The organism is Mesorhizobium sp. M1A.F.Ca.IN.020.06.1.1, from assembly GCF_004023265.1.
Taxonomy (GTDB): Bacteria; Pseudomonadota; Alphaproteobacteria; order Rhizobiales; family Rhizobiaceae; genus Mesorhizobium.
The window spans coordinates 1-19,674 of record NZ_RZSR01000007.1 but is presented as its reverse complement, the minus strand read 5'-3'; the positions used below and the strand labels follow the sequence as shown (position 1 = coordinate 19,674).

The window sequence follows — 19,674 nt, the reverse complement described above, 5'->3', positions numbered from 1 at the left end:
CCCCAGAGGCGGCATCGACCGTGATGGGCGAAGACGACAAACCGTTGCCTGAAAAAGTCGCCTATGTGCCGGAAACCCGGCCCGGAGCAGCCTTCCCCGCGGTAGCGGTTCCTGCTGACGCCGGCTCGATCGCCGGCAACACGCCGCAACCGCTGCTACAGCCGCAGCAGACGGCAGAGGAGACGAAAGCGGCCGCCAACAAGGTTGCTGCCGGCGATGCCGCCGCGGTCGCATCGCAAGCGCAGGCGACCGTGCAGGCGATGAGCAAAGGCGTCTACGTGACAGCGGGCGAGCCCCAGCAGCAGCCGATCGCCGCGCCGAAGAAGGGGCTGTTTGCTTCTCTGTTCAGCACCACGCCGGCCTCGGCCGCACCTGCCCCGCTGATCAACACGCGCTCCAGCGACCAGCCCGCCGCCCAGGCCAAGACCACGCCGCCGCCGACAAAGCCGATCGTCACCCTCGCCTCCGCGACCCCGGGCGACAAGCCGGTGCAACTGGCTTCCCTCGGTGACGACAGCAGCAACCACATCACCGGCGCCGATGCCTTGCCCGGCGTGCGCCAGACGGCGCTGTTCGAGATCAAGCGCAAGTCCGGCATCGACGACGAGAGCGACGTCGATCTCAACGAGGACGAAGGCGGCGGCTCCTACCAGGTGGCGTCGGCCGCCGGCATGGCAAGGCTCGCGCCCAACGGCCTCTTGAGACAGAACGAAAGTGTCGACGTCGCCTGCCTGAAGCCTTCGCTGGTGCGCGTGCTGAAGACGATCGAGGGTCATTTCGGCCGCAAGATGATCGTCACCTCCGGCTATCGCGACCCTGCCCGCAACCGCCGCGCCAACGGCGCCAAGAACTCGCTGCACATGTACTGCGCCGCCGCTGACATCCAGGTGCCCGGCGTCTCCAAGTGGGAGCTGGCGAGCTATGTGCGGTCGATGCCCGGCCGCGGCGGCGTCGGAACCTACTGCCACACCGAATCCGTCCATGTCGACGTCGGCCCCGAGCGCGACTGGAACTGGCGCTGCCGCCGACGCGGCGGCGGTGGCGACAACTGAGCGGCTTACCTGCTTCGGTCGAACTGTTTCCGGTTGCCAAACATGCGTTTTGCAGGCTCGCGAAAAAAGTTGTCGCATGTGGCGGCAGATGGGTTGCCGGTTGCGAACAACGCAATTATAAGCCGCTTCGTCTGAGCGCGCCCATCGTCTAGCGGTTAGGACACCGCCCTTTCACGGCGGTAACAGGGGTTCGATTCCCCTTGGGCGTACCAGCAGATGTCAGCGACTTAGCACCCTCTTCCGGCCAATCATCCAATCACGTCCAATAGCGACTGCGTATTTCGGCCGACGGTGCCCGCGAAATAGGCCCGCTCTGCGAATCCGTAGCGGCTCGTGTCATCCGGTGGCGCTTTTCATAACGTGAACGCCTTCCAGCGCTCCTCGAGTCAGACATTATGGCTCAAGCAGTGCGAAACCATATAGCGCCCACAACTGCTCACATTCTCTCGCCCTGAGGCTCGGTGTTCCTGCTTTTCCGTAAAACACCATCGCTCCGCGAACTCCGTATCCAAGCACGGATGCATTCGCAACGAACTGGATAGCTTCCCCCAGGCGCATGGTGCCGATCTTGGCATCAGTCTTGTTGGCGAGGTCGACGACTCCAAGGATCTCAGCGTCAGTGTTCCTGGCTTCGAGAACAGCATCCGAAGTCGCACTGGTGACGCAAAAAGGCATCGTATTAGCCTCTGCTAATAATAACAGCGAACTAACGCGTCTTGTTCCCGAGGATCGACAGGCCCGGCCACCGAGGTCGCCGGGAATTGCCTCGTATTTTAGCAACATCTGAAACAAAGGGATTTCGCGAGCGTTTAAAGCTCCACAAAGGAGCTTCGACGATGGACCCGGCTACGGCAGCGGTGATGGTTTTGCTTTTGTGCAGCCCAGGCGAGGCTTCGATCTGCAAACCGCTTAATACGGCGCCTCGGGTTTTCGCCTCCCTCAACGAATGCCGTGCCTCATTGGCAGATGAACTCGCCGGCGCTCCTAGCGGAAGAATGGTCGGCCGATGCCAGGTGATCGATCCGACCATCACGGGCTCTTTGCCAGCCGGCTATACGACAGTTACGATTACGCGCGGCGAGAGCGTTGTCAGGTATATTGTTCCGCACAAGGAATAGCCGGGCCACCTAAGCAGCCGAGCCTGGTCCGAAGAGTATCGATCAGCAGCCCGTCTATTTCCGCCGCCAAACATTCGCCTCCCGAGCCAAGACGAAGCAGTGGAGTGGTCGATATCAATCCGGTAGGGATCGCCGTGCAGGGTTTCTATCGGGTGGGCTAGGAATCGCGCAGCAAGATCGACTTGGGCCAGCTTCGCCTTGACCTCTGCGGCTCGGTCGGCGATGGCATCGGCACGCTGCGGATTTGTCCTTCCTGCCCAACAGGCGGCTTGAGCCGCCTCTACGCTGAAATTTCGTCAGATACCGTCCCAAGTGTTGGAAGAAAGATACTTGGTGGTCGGCATAACTGCCCAGCCAAAATCCATTTGCATTTCGCGTGGCGGGCCGTTCAGCATCCGCGTCGTTTTTTGGGCATCATGCGCATATTTCAGGGCCGCTCCCATGCGGTTGAGCGTTTTTAAAATCGACATGGCTCATCATCCTTCCATGTGCCGAAGCCGTCCCGCGAGCGATCTTCGGCTGCTTTCGATCGGTACTAGATGGTAGATGATTGTTTCCGCCGCGTCGCACGCAAGCTCACGGGCTGTAACCAAACAGTTGCCCCTGAAACGCTCGCACACAACCAAGCTGGTCAGAAGGTTTTGAGGTGATCGGAGTTGTCCCAGGCATCCCACGCACAGGGAGCGTGTGCCGTTGCCTCCTCGAAACAAAGCCGAAATTGCGCACCATCAGATCGAAACATGATCGCTGCAAAAACGGCGTTGACCGGCACTGCCGGAAATCAGAGCAAAGGGAAACTCAAATGACCAACATTATTCGTAATGCAATTCTGGCTACTGTCGCGGTTTTCAGCTTGTCCGGTGCGGCTTATGCTCAGCAGCAGACCATCACTTCTTGCAGCAATCACGATGATTACTGGAGCCAGTGCCTGGGTGCCGCAAACAACGGCCACCAGAGCGGCGGCCGCGGACACGATCGCCACTGATTGACGATCGGGTTCCAACAAATGCCTCGCTGGCAAGTTGCCGGCGGGGCTTTGTGCGTTCTGGCAACCTCTTTGATCACAGGACGCCGCGCAGCGGCCCAATCGCCCCCGGTGTGTCCTGAGGTGCACGACGGCGGCTGCAGCCGACCAGCCGCTGGCGCTGAGACGCCACGATCGACAGCACGACGCCCGAAGTCATCGAGGCGTCACGACTGGTCCGCAGATGACATCCAAGACGCGTGATACAAAACCGAACGTCTGGCTGACGCCTCGGAACAAATCTCCGTGACCCATAGCTGAAAGCAATCGTGCACTATATTATAACATGGTCGAGGCGATGCGATGTCGAACGTCTACGATCTTGGAAGCGATCTGGTGCGTCGTATCTATGAAAAACGCATAGATGCACCGGCGATTCTTGATGCCTCCACGCATTTTCCCAACGCCACAAAGTTCGCGGCCGTCTGGCAGAGTATTCGCGATGAAGCGCTGTCGGTGCAACTGAACCGGGTGCCGCGTTTTCACGACATCATGCCGGAACAGGCCGAGATTTCGGCCAATGACGGCCTCGATTGGCGCATGTTCGTGCTCAAGGCTTACGACATGACGATCCCGGAAAACCTTGGGAAGATGCCTACCCTCAGCCGGTTGCTGTCGGAGTGCCCCGAGGTCAAATCGGCGGCTGTTTCATTCCTGGCGCCGCGCAAGCACATCCCGCCCCACCGCGGCCCCTTTCGCGGCATCATGAGATTTCATCTCGGCCTTGTCATTCCGAAACTGGCGGACGGCCGCCCGGCAACGATCATGATGATCAACCACGAGGAAAAGCGGATCGCCGACGGCGAATGCCTGCTGTGGGACGACACTTTCGAGCACGAGGTCATGAACAGCGCCGATCAGGCGCGTATCGCCTTGTTGCTTGATGTGTGGCGCCCGGATATGCCGCTGGACATGGAGATCCTGTCCAGGTTGATCGTTCGCGGCGTGCAGGTGGGAATGCACTACAGAGGGGTATCTTTCGCCGGTTGACGCGTCACGCCCTCGCTTCGCGAAATCCTCTTGCGCTGCCGCCGCGCTTCAGCGGCAACATCATGTCCCTTGCAAGCAAACCGCTGACGCGGCAGAAGGCCATGAAGGCCCGGCACGCTTCCTCGGCGCTTGCCACATCGACCGTCGCGCCGAAGCAGGAGTTAAACGCGGCGTCATAAACCTTGCCCTGCCGGCGCTTCGGCCAATTCTGCAGGAAATCGAGCGCCTGCTCGACGCTGTAGATTTCCTCGACCGGCAGGCCAGGCGCGGGCGTGATGCGCACCGGCACCTCGAATTGCAGTCTGTCCATTCCCTGTCTCCCGAACTGGCGAAGTCGGAGCGACGCCGTTCGTTCTGAAAAGTTCTTTGACCGGCTTTTGACGCAGGAATGTGACCTCAGTGCGGTGCGGGCCCGGCGACTGCCGCGGCAGATCGGCGCTCTGGCCACATCGTTCGACCGGGCGATGCAACCGGCATCGCCCTGTCGAGGTTGCGTCTACCGGTTCGCCGGGTCCCTCTCCGCCTCGTAGGCCATGCGCGAGACCACCATCAGCAGATTGGCGGACGGCACGGCGAAGATGACGCCGAGCACAATCGCCGCCGTCCCTTCCACACGAAGCGTTGCGGCTACAGCCCAATAAACGGTGCCTATGCAGATAACTGCCTGGACGGCGAGAAACGCGGCTGCCGAAGCAGAGCGCGTGAGTGTCTTGAATGTCTTGATACGTTGCATCGAGAAATGTCCAATGGGCGCGCCACGCAACCTGCCGACGGCCGATAGCCGTCGCCAGGTCGCGGCGCGCAAGGAATAGTTGAGGTGAGGAAGCTGCGGCCAGCGACCGCCTGACTCAGGCGGTTGGTGGCGCGCGGGGCTGATTGGGATGCGAGAGCGGCGCGGCCACAAAGGGAGGCGCGATGCCGGCCTGCGCCGGCAAAGCCCCGCCAGCGACAAGGAAATCGGATGCGGGAGCGAGAATGCCGGGATTGCCGCTGACGAGCTTTACCGGCAGCGGCCGGCCGGCGCGGGCTTCGAGGGCCTGCGCCTTGCCGGCGATCCTCAGCCAGGCAAACGTTTCGCCCTGCCGCATCGCGCTGATGCCGGCGCCGCGCGGGGCAGACGCTGTCGAGGCGGAGACCTCGGCCTGGCGAAGCTCACCAGCGCAAGCGCAAGCAGCGCCATCAGGGCCGAGCACGCGGTCCTGCTTGGCAGCAGCGTCGATCTTGCGCGTTCCGGTGCCGTCAACGGGCGTAAATCTCCTGAATCCTGACCCGGCTACCTCAAGGGATGGTGCAAGGAAAGCTTCGCGACACCCAGACGCGCCCGCCCAGCGAATATTCCCTCGGCAAACCGGTTGCAGGCACTTCGTCCTTGAACCTTGCGGCTTCCAGTGCCAAATCTGGAGAAAATTTCCGCACCGGCTCGCGTCAGGAGCCAACCCGCGAACGGACAAGAATGGTTACCTATCTCGACGCCGCAACGGCCCCCTTGAGAAACACCGGCCAGATCCGCCTCTATGGCGAGGAAGGGTTTGCGGGCATGCGCAAGGCCTGCGATCTCACCGCGCGCTGTCTCGACGAGCTTGTGTCGATGGTGAAGCCCGGCGTCACCACCGAGACCATCGACCGTTTCGTCTTCGAATTCGGCATGGATCACGGCGCATTGCCGGCCACGCTCAACTATCGCGGCTACACCAAATCGTCCTGCACTTCGATCAATCACGTGGTCTGCCACGGCATTCCCGACAACAAGCCGCTCAAGGACGGCGACATCGTCAACATCGACGTCACCTACATCCTCGACGGCTGGCACGGCGATTCCTCGCGCATGTATCCGGTCGGCACGATCAAGCGCGCCGCCGAGCGCCTGCTCGAGGTGACTTACGAATGCCTGATGCGCGGCATCGCCGCAATCAGGCCGGGCGCTCGCACCGGCGCGATCGGCGCCGCTATCCAAACCTATGCCGAGGCCGAGCGCTGCTCGGTGGTGCGCGACTTCTGTGGCCACGGCGTCGGCCAGCTTTTCCATGACGCGCCGAACATCCTGCATTACGGCACCGTCGGCGAAGGCGTCGAGATGCGGCCCGGCATGATCTTCACCGTCGAGCCGATGATCAATCTCGGCCGCCCGCATGTGAAGGTTTTGTCTGACGGCTGGACGGCGGTGACGCGCGACCGTTCGCTGTCGGCACAGTACGAGCATACGATCGGCGTCACCGATAGCGGCTGCGAGATCTTCACGCTGTCGCCAAAGAAGCTCGACCGCCCCGGCTTGCCGGATTAGTCTGCCGCAGGCACGGCATCGGCACGGTCTGATGTCCATAACAATTGGCGAGGCGCGCCTAGGCTGGAAGCCCGGCAGTATCACCAAACCCGGCTCCGGCCAGAAGCGCCGACCTGAGGCACCTGGCTGCTGGCAGCAAGGGTTTGTCGAGCCGTCGGGCAAGATAGACCCAGCTCTTCGTTGTCCCATTTTCACCAAGCGCAGCGGCTGAAAGCTGCACGAGCCGCTCTTCGACAAGATCCTGCTCGATCAACCAAAGTGGAAGCCGCCCCCAACCGATGCCTGCTCTGATCAACGCCAGTTTCGCCTCTTGGCTACCCACCCGCCACTTGCGCTGGGAGAGCACGCCATAGTCGCGGCCATGGGAGCGAGGAGAAGGGCCCATCAGGACGATCTGGATGTGATCGGCCAGCTCTGGCGTACTCACCCGGCCTTTCTTCGCTATCAAGGCCAGAGCGTGCCCAGCACCGACGACCGCCGCCATCGACAGCGGCGCGAGGGAATCGAATTCCAGGCGCGGATCGCGCAGGTCTTCGCCCACCGTTATCGCGAGGTCGACCGTGCCTTGCAGGAGGCAATCGATCGGTTCCCCAAGGGTACCTATCTGCAACCGGACGCCAACCGTCGGATAGGTGGCGTGGAGGGCTTCAAGAGCCCTGCCGACGGCCGGCAATGGAACAAGCGTGTCCACCATCAGCGCAAGCTCGATTTCAATGCCGCTGCCCATACCCTGCGCCTTCGCGCGCAGCAGATCGGCGCGTAGAACCAGCGAGCGACAGTCGTCCAGCAGGGCCCGTCCGTCCGAGGTCAAGGTCGGCCGACGAGTCGACCGGTCGAACAGGACCGTCTTGAGTTCGGTCTCCAGATTGGCAATCGCGTGGCTTACCGCCGACTGGGCGCGACCGAGCCGCATGGAGGCCAGGCGAAAGCTACCCGCGTCCGCCACGGTTAGGAACATCCGCATCTGATCGAGAGTGAGCGCGTCGAGCATGATCGATCAATTAGATCAGAAAGCGCCAACTTTTAGCAATCCCATCGATCGTCCCGATGTGTCATCAGTTTCCTGGCCTGAGACAGGAGAGCGAAGTGACTAAACGGCTCAAGCTCGCAGCGCTGATCGGCAGCACGCGGGAACGACGCTATGGCGACAAGGTCGGACACTGGTTTGCCCAGGAGGCGCAGAGACTGGGCGATTTCGAGCTTTCCCTCATCGATGTTGCAGACATTGATCTGCCCAGCCGGCACTTGGCGGAGCCGACACCGGCGATGAAGGCATTCACGAGTAAGCTCGCCAAGGCAGACGCCTTCGTTGTCGTCACCCCCGAATACAATCACAGCATGCCCGGTCATCTTAAGCACGCTATCGACCAGGCTACTGAAGAGTGGCACGCCAAGCCGGTCGGCTTCGTTTCATACGGTGGCGTTTCCGGCGGGTTGAGGGCCGTCGAACATCTTCGGCAGGTATTTGCCGAGCTCCACGCCGTCACCGTCCGGGACGCAGTAAGCTTTCACGGGGTGTGGGAGCATTTTGCCGATGGTGCGGGCCCGCTCGATCCGAAGCGCAGCTCCGGCGCTGTCAAAACCATGCTCCACCAACTCAAGTGGTGGGCTCTTGCGCTGAAGGAGGCGCGTTCGCGCGCCCCCTATACCGTAGGCTAACACATGGATTCGCAACGCATCATTGCAGGCGCCCTCATGACCATAGCCATGACGCTGGTCGGATCCGGCGTGGTGGCCTCGAAAATCATTGCCGGCGGCATGCACCCTTTCCCCGCCGTTCCCCTGCGTTTCCTGATTTCGACGCCGATCCTCTGGGGACTCGTCTTCCTGACAAGCACGCCGCGGTCGCGGCTCTTGGCAAAGGAATATATGATTGTGATGATTCAGGCGGCCGCGGGCAGCGCCGGCTATAGCATTCTAATGATCCTCGCCTTGACCTTGACGACGAGTGCCAATGCCAGCGTCATCCACGGCCTTTTGCCTGTATTGGCTGCCCTCGTTGCAACGCTGGCCTTGAAGGAGAGGCTTGGCGCCAAGCTATGGATCGCCGTCGGCGCTGTCACGGCAGGCGCACTTCTTGTCAATGTCGCCTCTGCCAAGGGCTTTGGCCTCGATCTGAAGCTGCTGGCGGGTAACCTGCTGGTGGTCCTCGCTGTTTCCGGCGAAGCACTGTTTGCTATCCTGAACAAGAGAATCAGCAAGCCGCTGGCGCCGCTCTATCTCGCGGCGCTGATGAGCAGCATTTCACTGGTGCTGACCTTGCCGCTCACCGCTGCCCTTGTCGCGTTTAGCACCGTTGCAGCAGCACCTGCCGCCCTATTGGCGACAGTCTATATCAGCATTTTTCCCACCGTGATCGGGTTCTGGCTCTGGTATTCAGGAGCCGCGCGCGCCAGCGGCGGAGAGGCTGGCGTGTTCATGGCAGTGCTGCCGGTCGCGGCACTCGCGCTCTCGTTTCTTCTTCTCGGCGAGACCATCACGACGATCCACATTCTCGGAACCGCCCTTGTCGTCCTCGGCATCGCTGTTTCGGTGAGCGGGGCAAGAACGGTGAAGAAGCAGGCTGCCGAAGGTGCTCATGTTTAACGCTCGCCAATAGGCGATGCAGCCCTCATCGTCACGGCGTCTTGATATGTCCCAGCAACGCTCCCGGCTACTTTCTTGAAATGATCGAGAACCGCTTCGCGTTTCAGAATCATGCTTTAGTCTCTGGCAAAGGTCTTCTTTCGATCAGCGATGTGGGCGGGCGATGGGAAAAGTCGAGGACGAGCGGGCGTTTTTCTCTGAAGCCTGGGTAGAGCCGCCGAAGAAAGAGGTGGCGCCTGTTGAGAAGCCGCACTACCACGGCCATCGTGATCGTCTGCGCGAACGCTTCTTGGCCGGCGGTGCGGACGCCCTGCCCGACTATGAACTGCTTGAGCTGCTTCTCTTCCGGCTGATCCCGCGCGTCGACACCAAGCCGATCGCCAAGGCGCTGATCGCGCGCTTTGGTTCGCTTGCCGAAGTGCTCGGCGCGCCGGCGTCCCTGCTCGAGGAAGTGAAGGGCATCGGGCCGACGGTGGCGACCGATCTCAAGGTCATCGCCGCCACGGCGCAGCGCATGGCGCGCGGCGAAGTGCGCGGCCGCGAGGTTCTGTCGAACTGGACGCAGCTTCTCGATTATTGCCGCTCGGCCATGGCCTTCGAGGCCCGCGAGCAGTTCCGCATTCTCTTCCTCGACAAGAAGAACGGGCTGATCGCCGACGAGGTGCAGCAGACCGGCACGGTCGACCATACGCCTGTCTATCCGCGCGAGGTGGTCAAGCGCGCGCTCGAACTTTCCGCCAGCGCGATCATTCTGGTGCATAACCATCCGTCCGGCGACCCGACGCCCTCGCGCGCCGACATCGACATGACCAAGCAGATCATCGAGACGGCCAAGCCGCTCGGCATCGCCGTGCACGACCACATCATCATCGGCCGCAAGGGCAATGCCTCGATGAAGGGCCTGCTGCTGATCTGACAGTCCCGAATATCAGCTGGAAATCATCCCCGGGCGGGCACGTCGCGGGCGATGGCTCGATCGAGACGCGTTCACGTTAGTTCATCAAAAGCACCAGAGCGGGATGCAGCTTCTTCAGGTTCGGCAATGATTTCGATTGCCAGGGTATGTCGGGCGTTCCGCGCACGACAAGTCGAACATCGGGATGCTTGCGCACCTCAATGGTAAATTTCGCCAGCAGGTTGATGCCGGAAGAGTTGAGAAAGTGAAGGTCCTTCAAATTGAGTGTGATGGAAGCGGGATTTGAGGCAAGAACACTGGTCGCCAAAGCCGTGATCGGGGCACCTGCCTCGGAACTGGCAAGCCGCATTGCACCGTCGAAAAAGATATCGCTTCCCTCAGTCCCTCAGGGTCTCGCAGCTAAGAATGGCTGTCGCCCACATTGATCGGAGGCCTCCGTGCGCGGGAGTAAAACCAGCGGACATAGCCGGATAGAAATAGGTTGTCTGCTGGCGAACCCGACCATATGCGACGAATGGAAGGCGCGGCTTAGCGCGCCTTTAAGGGTTGTTTTTTGCTGGCCGTAGTCGTTGCGTCGGCCGCCAAAGCCGCCAGCGTAGGTGGGCATCCGCGACGTCATCCAGAACGTGAAGCGCGAGATTGACGAGTTCCGGGTGTAGGCAAGCCCCCGTCCCCATCAGGCCTGCATAGATTCACGGCCTTTGCTCTCACGTTTGCGTGATCCCAACCTCAGCCTGCGTCATTCGCAAGCGAGTGTTGCGGTCGGGGTACAGCCAATCCCGAACGTTCTGCTAAAACAACCACTGCTTGTAACAACCTGGGCGGGTCCGACTTTGAAAAAGCTAATAGGCTCTATAGCTCTCTACTGTGCATTTAGTTCGTCAGCGTTCGCGGCGGATGCCCTCTCGGTTGGAGGCCCTGCTTCATACAACTGGAGTGGCGGCTACATCGGCGCCGTCGCCGGTGTAAACTTTTTGCAGGGGGATGTGACGATACCTGCGTACGACCCCACTGGTTATGACGGAGATAGTACATCCGCGTCGATCGGCGGGCAGATCGGCTATCAGTACCAGTTCGACAACAACGTCGTCCTCGGAGCCGAAGCGCGACTGGTGGCAGTGTTCAACAGGAAGACTGTGCCGACCCACGACGACGAAACCTTTGAAACCGGTGCCAACTGGCAAGGCAACATCGTGGCGAAAGCCGGCTACGGTATGGGCAATTTTCTCCCTTACCTCAAGGGCGGCGTAGCTTTCCTGCACCTTCACGACACTGGCTACGAATCGGGTTTCGGGATTGCCAAATTTGACCGTACCTACACCGGCTGGACGGTTGGATTCGGAGCCGACTACGCTTTGAACGAGAAATGGGTGGTGGGCGTCGACTACGCCTATTCGCATTTCGCAAAGCACGACTTCTCGGAAGACAGCGCGGCCGTGGGACCGACGATCGTGAAACCCAGCACGCACACTGTGTCGCTGAGCCTCAACTACCGTTTTTAGATCGTCGATCGCGTGAGGCGATTTGGGAAGCCCGTTGGCTATGGCCGGCGGGTTTTTCTTTTTAGTCATCCAACTGCAAACATGGAAGACAAGGCCAACAACCCCGCAATGTGGATGGCATTCTACGAGCGAAGCCGAAACTAGCTTCGAGAGAACACGCGACAGTTCGGACAAGCAGGTTAGTTCATCAAAAGCACCAGAGCGGGATGCAGCTTCTTCAGGTTCGGCAGTGATTTCGATTGCCAGGGAATGTCGGGCGTTCCGCGCACGACAAGTCGAACATCGGGATGCTTGCGCACCTCGATTGTAAATTTCGCCAGCAGGTTGATGCCGGAAGAGTTGAGAAAGTGAAGGTCCTTCAAATTGAGTGTGATGGAAGCGGGATTTGAGGCAAGAACACTGGTCGCCAAAGCCGTGATCGGCGCACCCGCCTCGGAACTGGCAAGCCGCATGGCACCGTCGAAAAAGATATCGCTTCCCTCAGTCCACACGCGGTAGTCGTCTGTCTTGATTTCCATATCTGGCTTCGTTTCATCTAGTTGTGAGTTGGCGAGATCGGAATGGAGGCATATGTTTCCAGGCAAATACGATCGTTTTCATCGGCGGGGCTGAATATCCAGGCCAAGCGCGCGCCATAGTCGCTCATCAACGTCAGCAATCCAAGCCCGGAGCTCCCCACGTCGGGGTTCGCGGCATTCGCCTCAATCCGCTGTATCAGCAGGTCCTTTGGGTCGCCAACCGTGATGTCCGCCAGAAGGCTTTGGAACTCGGACGCGATTTCACCATCGACGTCATTCGACACCTTCAGCTTGAAGCACTCCGAATCCATCGACGCCTCAACCACAATTTCGCCTGGTGCGCGGAACTTGACGGCGTTTTCGATGAGTTCGTTGACCAGATATCCGATGCTATGCCGCACCTCCATGTAGTCATTGCGCGACGACTGAAAGCGCAACGCGAAAAGATCGGCAATGAAGTCCGAGGTCGTGGCGCAATGACGCCAACTCAAGTCGAGAGGTCCGTCGAACAGCCGCACGCGACTGACGCTCCCCTTCATCCCGATTGCAATGTCAGGCGTACCGAACAGCGCTGTCATCCTACGTATGCCTTATGATCACGAGTGTGATGTCGTCGTGGATCTTCTGGATTCCGATATGAGCCATCAAATCCTCGATGATCCCGGTCTTGATGTCCTCGGCGCTCCTGCCATGGCGCTTTTGCACGCTCTTGCAGAGGCGATCGAACCCGAACAGTCTTCTGTCTTCATCTTCCGCCTCGGTCACACCGTCGGTGTGCAACACGATTACGTCGCCGCTCCCGAACACGATGTCTCGCGTGTCAACAAACTGCGAGATGTCGTTCTCCAGGCCAACGGGCAGACCCAGATCAAGCGTGTCGATGCGTTCGACGTCCCCATCCGCACGCACGACGAGAATGTCCTCGTGCTGGCCGGATAGCGTTACCCGCCCGTCCTCAAAGTCAAGAAAGGCCAGCGAGAGATGCTTGTCGGTGTTCGTCCGCTCGATGTTCTTGTAGATGGCCCTGTTCAGACGAACCAGAAACTGATGCGGATCGCCTTCGTTGGCCTCCTGCAGCGCGCGTGCAACGGATTGGACCATCAGCATCAGCACGCCGCTCTCGAGACCATGACCGGTCACGTCGCCGATGCCTATCTTGACCCGTGATCCGTTCTGGAGGACGTCGTAGTAGTCCCCGCCCACCTCGTCGGCCGGCCGCATGTACGCCGCGATCTCCAGCCCCGGAATCGCTTCGAGTTCGAACGGTTTCGGCAGGACCATCATCTGGATTTGCCTGGCGACCGCGAGTTCGGCGCCGAGACGGACGTTCTCGTCCCGCAGCTTTTCGTTGAGCGCGGAAATCTCCTGATTTGCGTCGCCGAGTTCCCTGGTGCGTTCGTCGACGAGTTGCTCGAGGTTTTCTGTGTGAAAGCTGATCTGCTCGGCCATGCGGTTGAAGGCGACCCCGACCGCTCCAACCTCGTCGCGCGTTGGAACGCGAACACGGACCGAATAGTCTTTGGACTGTAGCCTCTGGGCGGCGCTGGCAAGCGCCCTGAGGCCGGCCGTGATCCGCTTCGAGATGCCGAGCACTGCCGCAAATACAATCAGAAGCGAAACGACGATGGCGGCGACCTGAAAGAGCAGAATACGATTGGTCGCGCGAGAAATACTCTTTTGCGCGGCGACCAGGGACGCATAGATTTCGCGTTCTGGAACGACGATTCCGACCGACATCGTTTCAGACTTGATCGGTCCCGAGCTCCACAGATTGGTCGGCTTCAATCTTTTGAGGACAACTATGTAGGGTACGTGTTCGCCCTTGTTGTCGAGCATGATATGCTGAATGACACCGTCATTGTTCTGGTCGAGCGGCAGCGACGCGATGGCCGGCTGCGTGCTTCCCCGCAGCGACCTCTCCAGGCCGGTGACGCCCTGCGTGCCCGCATCGTTGGATGAAGTCAGGCCTATGATCGCCTCGCCCGATGGATTGATCGCCACTACATTGCCGGTCGACATGGTGAGGAAGCCGAACCCGGTTTCGGCGATCTTGACGCGCTCGACGACTTCCGCGAGTTGATCGAGAGTGATGTCTGCACCCGCTACACCAGCGATACCGGTACGGTCGCGCGTCCACAGCGGGTGGAAGAAACTGACGATCAGCTTTCCCGTGATCGCATCGGTGTAGGGCGCTGTCTGAGTGATGTCGTCGGGGACTGGACGTGAGGCTGGATCCCTCGCCCATTGCTGCCACGACCCATAGATCCCCGGAAAGAAGAACTCCCAGAACTCCGCCCTGTTGTGGCCCGGATAGAGTCGGTCGAAGGTCTGTGCCTGGTCCGTATACGGTACCGTCCTGAAGATCGGCCGTTCCTTCGGACCAATATAGTACATCTGCAGTTTTGGCGATCCGCTGGCCATAAGGGTCGGCGCGACGAGATCCAGAACGGTACTGTCTTCGATTTCCCGCTCAACGCTTGGCAGCGGCGTGTGGTCGGCGCCCAGCAGGTAGCCCCAGACGCTAATCACGGAAGGCGCGCCCGGCAGGTTCTGCGCCCAATCGCCCTGCGCATCATAGACGACCTTCACCGAGCCGGGTGTTTCCTGCGAAAGGGTTGCTCCGACCTGTCGCTGCCGGCTCGGATGGTCGGTCTGGGCCTGCAGAACGCCGGCCAGCGCCTTCACGTCCCCATGAACTCGATCGAGCAGGAGGTCGACGCTTAACGCTGTCGAGTCGGCATAGGAGCGAATGTATTCCTGGTTTGCGGTGGTCAGGCCCTCGCCGACTTCCGACGTGGCGTCGCGCGACAGCTTTTGAACGTTCCAGAGCGCAAGGCCACCGCTCAGCAAGAGGTCAAACAGCACGGCGCCGCCGACGACCAAGACGAATTTCGCCCGGAAGGAGCGCAGGCCGAAGCGCGGTGTAGGCTGATCGTCGGCTTTCATTGCGGCCTTCGCCCCGATGCGACCCAGATCGGCCAACCCGCATAACCCTTGGGGTGTAGCGCAGCGAATATGTGATCCTGGAAGCCCTGCCGGAACCGTGCAACGAACTCCGGCCCGTCGCCGCGTTTGGTGGCCATCTCGCCGGCATACACATCGGCCCAGGCTACAATGACATCGGCGAAGTCCTGCGGATCTCCGTCCAGGTTGGTGACCGTGAAGGTCTCGACACGTATGTCGTCGAATCCGGCTTCGATCAGATATCGGCGACTCTTGGGCCCGAGCTCGACGTCCATTTCGAAATGCGCGAACAGCTTCGCCACTTCATTGTATGTCCAACGGATGCTTTCGGCGCGCGGCTCGCCGAGGCAATGCGAATTCTTCTCGTTGGTGATGTAGACCCGCCCGCCTGGCTTGCATATGCGGTAGAGTTCCTTGAGGATGAGTTCCGGTCGATTGAAGATTTGAAGCGAATGTCGGCAGGTGACCAAGTCGAACTGCTCCTCGTCGAGCAGCATTTCCGAGGCATCGCCATAAGTATATTCGATGCCCCGGATATCGAACTCCCGCATCACGCGTCTGGCGTAGTCCAGGCTTGATATGGAGTGGTCGAGGGCGACAATCCGCGACGGCTGGAACTCTTTGTGCACGAGCACGGCGAAATCGCCGATCCCGCAACAGATGTCGGCCATAACGATCCCGGGTCTCATGCCATGCCGCGGCAGGATTGCACGCTCGTGGCGCCAGGTCATCTTTGTCTGTGTGCGCAGGATTGGAACGAACCCGCCTTCCTCGAGGAAGCCCTGCCCTGGATAGAATTCGCTGTCATACTCCTCGACCGTGATGTTCGGTTCGATTCCGCTCAGCCGACCGAATTTTCGCGAGGTCCATCCGACGACGCTCGACGTGATGACAACAAATTTGAGATCGGGTCGAGCGCGACAGGCATCGATGATGATCCTCGAAAAGGCGTAAAATGCAGCGTTGTTCATCTGCGCCAAGCGCCTGACATTGACGTAGAGAACGCCGCGTACTCGGCCGATCGCATCGCGAAGCAATGCCAGGCTAGGCCCAAGCTCATCGATCGCCTGAGGCCGGACCACCCCAGATATTGAGAACTCCTGGTTGTTCGCATCGTACTGCGCCTTGAAGCGCGCGTGCAGGTTGTAAGGGCTCAATGTTGCAGGCCCTCAAGCGGAAGATCCACGACGAGCGTGATCGCATCGCCGTCGGCTTCCTCGACCCTGAGTGCCGCGTTGTAGTCGACAGCCAGTTCCAGGAGTACCACCTCCCGGCTGGGCGCCAGATCCCCAGACACAGAATTGAGATATCGCTCCTTGGCCTCAAATCCCGCGACTTGCGAAACGGCTTCTTCGTAGAATTGGCGCTCCTCCGGCATGCAGGGAAATGTCAGTTCGATCCTGTCCGTCGCGCCATAGCGAGACACCCTGCATGCCAGTTCGCCGTCGGCGTGGCGGGTACGAAAGGCGACTTCCAGTAATTCGTTGAACGCAGAGGAAAAGAGATTCGAATGCCGCACCGAGTCTGATCTGTTTTGACTGATCATCCGGGCGATGTACGTCGAGACATAATCGCAGTGTTTCCAAGCGGAGACAAAAGTCTTGATTTCCATGTCGATCTGGATCATCGGCTCAAAAGTCGGTTCGCCAACCGAGTCATGATGAACAGATCCCATCCGCATCCTCTCCTATTCCATCCGTATTTGAGCCCAGGTGAGAACGATGAACTCCGGGACGGAAATTTGACCGCCTCGTGATGAGCCAGTCCCGCATTGCGCGGCATCTAGCTCGATCGTTTTTACAGCCCTCCGATTTACAAACGGTGCAAGTGGCTAGCGCGCCCGATTTGATTCCTCCATCGCTTCCAGCCCCTTCGCCGGCGACCGCCTGATTAAATCGCCGGTTGCCTCGGATCCGAGCGGCCGTCCCATGAAATTGCCTTGCAGGTAATCGCAATTTTCCTTGATCAGCCACCGTGCCTGCGCCGACGTCTCGACCCCCTCGGCGGTGACGCTTATTCCCAGGCCGTGCGCCAGACTTATGATCGATCGCACAATCGTTTGACTCTTCAGATCCGTCTCCAGGTCCGCGATGAAGTATTGATCTATCTTCAAGGTATCGAACGGAAAATTCTTAAGGTAGCTCAAGGATGAATAGTATGTTCCAAAATCGTCGAGCGAGATTCGTATTCCCAGGACGTTCAACGTATTCAATGTATCTATATTGTCGATAGTCTTCTCAAGAAGAACCGTTTCGGTTATCTCGAGTTCAAGCCTTTCAGCTCGGATTCCAACTGCGTCGATGATCTGAGCGACCGTGTCCGTCAGCGAACCGCTTAGGAACTGAGCCGGCGACAGGTTGACTGCGACTGTCAGCGCAGAAGGCCACGCCAATGCCTGGCGACAAGCTTGCTCGAGCACCCATCGTCCAATTTCGTCCATCAGACCGTCCGCTTCGGCGATCGGTATGAACACGCCGGGCGGAATGATTCCTATCTCGGGGTGCCGCCACCGCAGCAGCGCTTCGAAACCAATCACCGACGAAGGAGGCCTGATGAGCGGCTGATAGTCCAGGTAAAGCTCGCCCCGCTCCAGCGCGGTTCGAAGGCTGCGCCTCAGATTTTCGCGTTGCTCGAGCAACAACAGCATCGAGCGATTGAACGTTCGAGCGCAGCCGCGACCATCGGTCTTGGCTGCGTAAAGAGCAATATCTGCGGCTTTCATCAGCTGCTCGCCATCGGTCCCGTGCTCCGGCCCGAAAGCGATTCCGATACTTGAACCGACGAAGACGGGAATGCCGTTGATGACGAAAGGGTCCTTGAACGAGTTGACCAGCGATGTGGCGAGGCGCTCGGCTTCCGCGGGCTGCTCCTTGCCCAATTGGATGACGGCGAACTCGTCGCCGGCATACCGGTACGCAGATTCGCCGTCCTCCAGCGCGTCGCGGATTCGACCTGCCGCGAGTTGCAGAAGCGTGTCGCCTGCCCCATGGCCGAGCGTGTCGTTGACCGCTTTGAAATCGTCAAGATCGATTTGCAGCAGGGCGGCTTTTGGCTGAGATCCGCCGATGGCCGCCAGCGCTTGCTGCAGCCGCTCGCCGAATCGCCGCCGATTCTGCAGTCCGGTCAGCACGTCGTGCGTCGCTTGATGGAGCAGAATCATATGCTCCTGCTCCTGCGCCGCGCTGCGCTCCCCCTGCTCCCGGGATTCGATGATTCCCACACCATCTGCAGTGCCGAAGACGAAAACGGAGCGGGGCGCTTCGCCCGATGATCGCGGCAGGTCAATGCTTGCCGCAGAGCCGCCCTGGAACACCCGAAGAAATTCGTCGCGGCACCTCGTATCGAGGAAGCCTGGATAGATCTCCCAAATGGCTGCGCCTGGCACCACCGCACCTCCGTACAGGCGTTTAAGCCTGGCGGCGTAGTGAGTTAGGCGGAAGTCGCTATCATAGAACGATAGAAGTTCGGTCGTATTCGCCAACAGGTTAGCGAGAAGCGCTTCGCCGGCACGTGAACCATCGCTTGAGGAAGACTCCTCATTCTGCGTGCCGACGCCTGATGCCTCTGAACGCAAAAGCCACCTCCGTAGGCGGTGAAAATTAGCGTCCCCCAGTTTAGAAATAGCATAAGTAACAAGCTTGGCAAACTTTCAACTCGCTATTTCAACAAGCGGTGCATGCGCTGTAATTGCAATGGATCCTCCGCTGTGATTGGCGGGCAGGTTATTCCACGATGGACGTTCATTCATTGTTAATAAATCGCGAATTGACAGATAATCGGCGTCGCGCCCGGCGTGATTCGAAATATTGCGATCCACAGGACAGAGCGGAATTCGCGGCCTGGGCTCGATCACAGACCTAGTGTTTCGAGATCGGCTTTCTCAAAAATCTGGTTTTCAGCCACGTTTTCGACGGTCCGCTCTGGTAGGGGCTATCGGCGCGTTTCGAGATGACGCCGTCGAGCTCGGTTTTCTCGGTGGCGCGAAAGATCGCGAGCGCGTCGCCCTCAAAATGCTCGCTGTATTGGATCTTGCCGAGGCCAGGCTCAACCAGTCGCCACAGCGCTTGCTTGCGTTGCAGCAGGGGTAAGGGGATAAGATTGCGACCGTCGAGATGGAGGATGTCGAAAGCGACGAACACCAGCCGGCTCGGCTCGTTCCAGATCGCGGCTTCCAGCTCAGGAGAACCGGGCGAGCCACGCCCGCCTGAGACAATCACCTCGCCGTCGAGAATGGCAGCCCGGCATGGCAGGTCGACAGCTAGCGCGATGGGCCAGTATTTAGTCGTCCAGTCGCGCCCGTTCTTGTTGTAAAGACGCGCGCCGTTCTTATCAATGATGATTTGCGTGCGGTAGCCGTCGAATTTGGCCTCGTGGACCCACCCTTCATCTTCGGGCGGCCGCTCGACAAGAGTTGGTATCTGCGGCGGAATGAACTCCAGCCGTTCGTCGTCGACCTTGTCACGCTGACTCAACTACGCCACCATCTTTGCAGGATAGCGGTGGCGCGAGCGGCACAGGCGATCCGGTATCCATTTGGACACCTGCCGCCTGTGCCTTGCCCCCACTAAGCCATTCTGCGACGCAATGAACACCGGCCAGCCGCCCCCGGCCATTGGCACGCTACTCAACTACGCCACACCTTCGACGGATAGCGGCAGCGCGAGCGGCACAGGCGATCCGATGTCCCCCAACTTGTGCCGCCTGTGCCGAGCCCCCACTAAGC

22 protein-coding genes and 1 tRNA gene are annotated in these 19,674 nt (G+C 59.8%); 9 read left to right on the top strand and 14 right to left on the bottom strand.

Translation table 11 applies throughout. The features are described 5' to 3' along the window. On the top strand, positions 1 to 1,052 hold a 1,052-nt coding region (locus EOA60_RS00940), incomplete at its 5' end, for a YcbK family protein (RefSeq protein ID WP_128311016.1). Positions 1,053 to 1,189: 137 nt separating this feature from the next. Further along, a tRNA-Glu gene (locus EOA60_RS00935) sits at positions 1,190 to 1,264 on the top strand. 181 nt (positions 1,265 to 1,445) lie between these two features. Here the strand turns inward: EOA60_RS00935 and EOA60_RS00930 are convergent. Beyond that, positions 1,446 to 1,844, bottom strand: coding sequence for a hypothetical protein (locus tag EOA60_RS00930; protein WP_245322496.1), 399 nt, complete (start codon positions 1,842 to 1,844; stop codon positions 1,446 to 1,448). A gap of 622 nt (positions 1,845 to 2,466) precedes the next feature. Then, positions 2,467 to 2,640: a hypothetical protein gene (locus EOA60_RS37290; protein WP_164747630.1), complete on the bottom strand. Its 174-nt coding sequence runs from the start codon at positions 2,638 to 2,640 to the stop codon at positions 2,467 to 2,469. 332 nt (positions 2,641 to 2,972) lie between these two features. Here EOA60_RS37290 and EOA60_RS00920 point away from each other — a divergent pair, with 332 nt between their 5' ends. Both EOA60_RS00920 and EOA60_RS00915 read left to right on the top strand, forming a co-directional pair. After that, the gene (locus EOA60_RS00920; RefSeq protein ID WP_127325767.1) at positions 2,973 to 3,155 is read left to right on the top strand and encodes a hypothetical protein; all 183 of its coding nucleotides are present in this window, start codon (positions 2,973 to 2,975) and stop codon (positions 3,153 to 3,155) included. A gap of 342 nt (positions 3,156 to 3,497) precedes the next feature. Next, entirely contained in the window at positions 3,498 to 4,184 is a 687-nt protein-coding gene (locus EOA60_RS00915; RefSeq protein WP_095826126.1) for an aspartyl/asparaginyl beta-hydroxylase domain-containing protein, read from the top strand. 4 nt (positions 4,185 to 4,188) lie between these two features. On the opposite strand, the gene EOA60_RS00910 is transcribed toward EOA60_RS00915, so the two are convergent. From EOA60_RS00910 to EOA60_RS00900, 3 genes are all read right to left on the bottom strand, one after another. Further along, the gene (locus tag EOA60_RS00910) at positions 4,189 to 4,494 is read right to left on the bottom strand and encodes a DUF982 domain-containing protein (RefSeq protein WP_095826127.1); all 306 of its coding nucleotides are present in this window, start codon (positions 4,492 to 4,494) and stop codon (positions 4,189 to 4,191) included. 186 nt (positions 4,495 to 4,680) lie between these two features. Beyond that, on the bottom strand, positions 4,681 to 4,917 hold the full coding sequence (locus tag EOA60_RS00905) for a hypothetical protein (RefSeq protein WP_095826128.1): 237 nt from the start codon (positions 4,915 to 4,917) through the stop codon (positions 4,681 to 4,683). A gap of 115 nt (positions 4,918 to 5,032) precedes the next feature. Next, positions 5,033 to 5,377, bottom strand: a complete 345-nt coding sequence (locus tag EOA60_RS00900) for a hypothetical protein (RefSeq protein ID WP_245479165.1) — start codon at positions 5,375 to 5,377, stop codon at positions 5,033 to 5,035. A gap of 260 nt (positions 5,378 to 5,637) precedes the next feature. Here EOA60_RS00900 and map point away from each other — a divergent pair, with 260 nt between their 5' ends. Beyond that, positions 5,638 to 6,465 carry a type I methionyl aminopeptidase gene (gene map, locus EOA60_RS00895; protein WP_067325367.1) on the top strand — a complete coding sequence of 276 codons (828 nt, stop codon included), beginning with the start codon at positions 5,638 to 5,640 and terminating at the stop codon, positions 6,463 to 6,465. Between the two features lie 58 nt (positions 6,466 to 6,523). Here the strand turns inward: map and EOA60_RS00890 are convergent, their stop codons facing one another. After that, positions 6,524 to 7,456 carry a LysR family transcriptional regulator gene (locus EOA60_RS00890; RefSeq protein ID WP_095826129.1) on the bottom strand — a complete coding sequence of 311 codons (933 nt, stop codon included), beginning with the start codon at positions 7,454 to 7,456 and terminating at the stop codon, positions 6,524 to 6,526. Between the two features lie 95 nt (positions 7,457 to 7,551). Between EOA60_RS00890 and EOA60_RS00885 the strand changes: the two genes are divergently transcribed. From EOA60_RS00885 to radC, 3 genes are all read left to right on the top strand, one after another. Then, positions 7,552 to 8,124 (top strand): NAD(P)H-dependent oxidoreductase, encoded by a 573-nt coding sequence (locus EOA60_RS00885; RefSeq protein WP_245502504.1) that lies wholly within the window; start codon positions 7,552 to 7,554, stop codon positions 8,122 to 8,124. A 3-nt stretch (positions 8,125 to 8,127) separates the two neighbouring features. Continuing rightward, positions 8,128 to 9,051 (top strand): DMT family transporter, encoded by a 924-nt coding sequence (locus EOA60_RS00880; RefSeq protein WP_095826130.1) that lies wholly within the window; start codon positions 8,128 to 8,130, stop codon positions 9,049 to 9,051. Between the two features lie 163 nt (positions 9,052 to 9,214). Continuing rightward, a complete protein-coding gene (gene radC, locus EOA60_RS00875; protein WP_095826131.1) occupies positions 9,215 to 9,967 on the top strand; it encodes a DNA repair protein RadC in 753 nt (250 codons plus the stop codon). Positions 9,968 to 10,043: 76 nt separating this feature from the next. On the opposite strand, the gene EOA60_RS00870 is transcribed toward radC, so the two are convergent. Beyond that, positions 10,044 to 10,334: a hypothetical protein gene (locus tag EOA60_RS00870; RefSeq protein WP_095802249.1), complete on the bottom strand. Its 291-nt coding sequence runs from the start codon at positions 10,332 to 10,334 to the stop codon at positions 10,044 to 10,046. Positions 10,335 to 10,800: 466 nt separating this feature from the next. Between EOA60_RS00870 and EOA60_RS00865 the strand changes: the two genes are divergently transcribed. Continuing rightward, positions 10,801 to 11,469 (top strand): outer membrane protein, encoded by a 669-nt coding sequence (locus EOA60_RS00865; protein ID WP_164748202.1) that lies wholly within the window; start codon positions 10,801 to 10,803, stop codon positions 11,467 to 11,469. 179 nt (positions 11,470 to 11,648) lie between these two features. On the opposite strand, the gene EOA60_RS00860 is transcribed toward EOA60_RS00865, so the two are convergent. The 7 genes from EOA60_RS00860 to EOA60_RS00830 form a co-directional block, all read right to left on the bottom strand. Further along, the gene (locus EOA60_RS00860) at positions 11,649 to 11,987 is read right to left on the bottom strand and encodes a hypothetical protein (protein ID WP_067000080.1); all 339 of its coding nucleotides are present in this window, start codon (positions 11,985 to 11,987) and stop codon (positions 11,649 to 11,651) included. Between the two features lie 17 nt (positions 11,988 to 12,004). Next, on the bottom strand, positions 12,005 to 12,565 hold the full coding sequence (locus EOA60_RS00855) for an ATP-binding protein (protein WP_176477834.1): 561 nt from the start codon (positions 12,563 to 12,565) through the stop codon (positions 12,005 to 12,007). Between the two features lies 1 nt (position 12,566). Then, a complete protein-coding gene (locus EOA60_RS00850) occupies positions 12,567 to 14,933 on the bottom strand; it encodes a SpoIIE family protein phosphatase (protein WP_095825702.1) in 2,367 nt (788 codons plus the stop codon). After that, positions 14,930 to 16,108 (bottom strand): class I SAM-dependent methyltransferase, encoded by a 1,179-nt coding sequence (locus EOA60_RS00845; RefSeq protein ID WP_095825596.1) that lies wholly within the window; start codon positions 16,106 to 16,108, stop codon positions 14,930 to 14,932. Before EOA60_RS00845 ends, EOA60_RS00850 begins: the two co-directional genes overlap by 4 nt. After that, positions 16,105 to 16,626, bottom strand: a complete 522-nt coding sequence (locus EOA60_RS00840; RefSeq protein WP_095825703.1) for a ubiquinone biosynthesis methyltransferase UbiE — start codon at positions 16,624 to 16,626, stop codon at positions 16,105 to 16,107. Before EOA60_RS00840 ends, EOA60_RS00845 begins: the two co-directional genes overlap by 4 nt. A 156-nt stretch (positions 16,627 to 16,782) precedes the next feature. Further along, complete coding sequence (locus EOA60_RS00835; RefSeq protein WP_127335366.1) at positions 16,783 to 18,432, bottom strand: EAL domain-containing protein; 1,650 nt, start codon at positions 18,430 to 18,432, stop codon at positions 16,783 to 16,785. A 376-nt stretch (positions 18,433 to 18,808) separates the two neighbouring features. Further along, complete coding sequence (locus tag EOA60_RS00830) at positions 18,809 to 19,423, bottom strand: DNA ligase (protein ID WP_095825597.1); 615 nt, start codon at positions 19,421 to 19,423, stop codon at positions 18,809 to 18,811. Between the last annotated feature and the right edge of the window lie 251 nt (positions 19,424 to 19,674).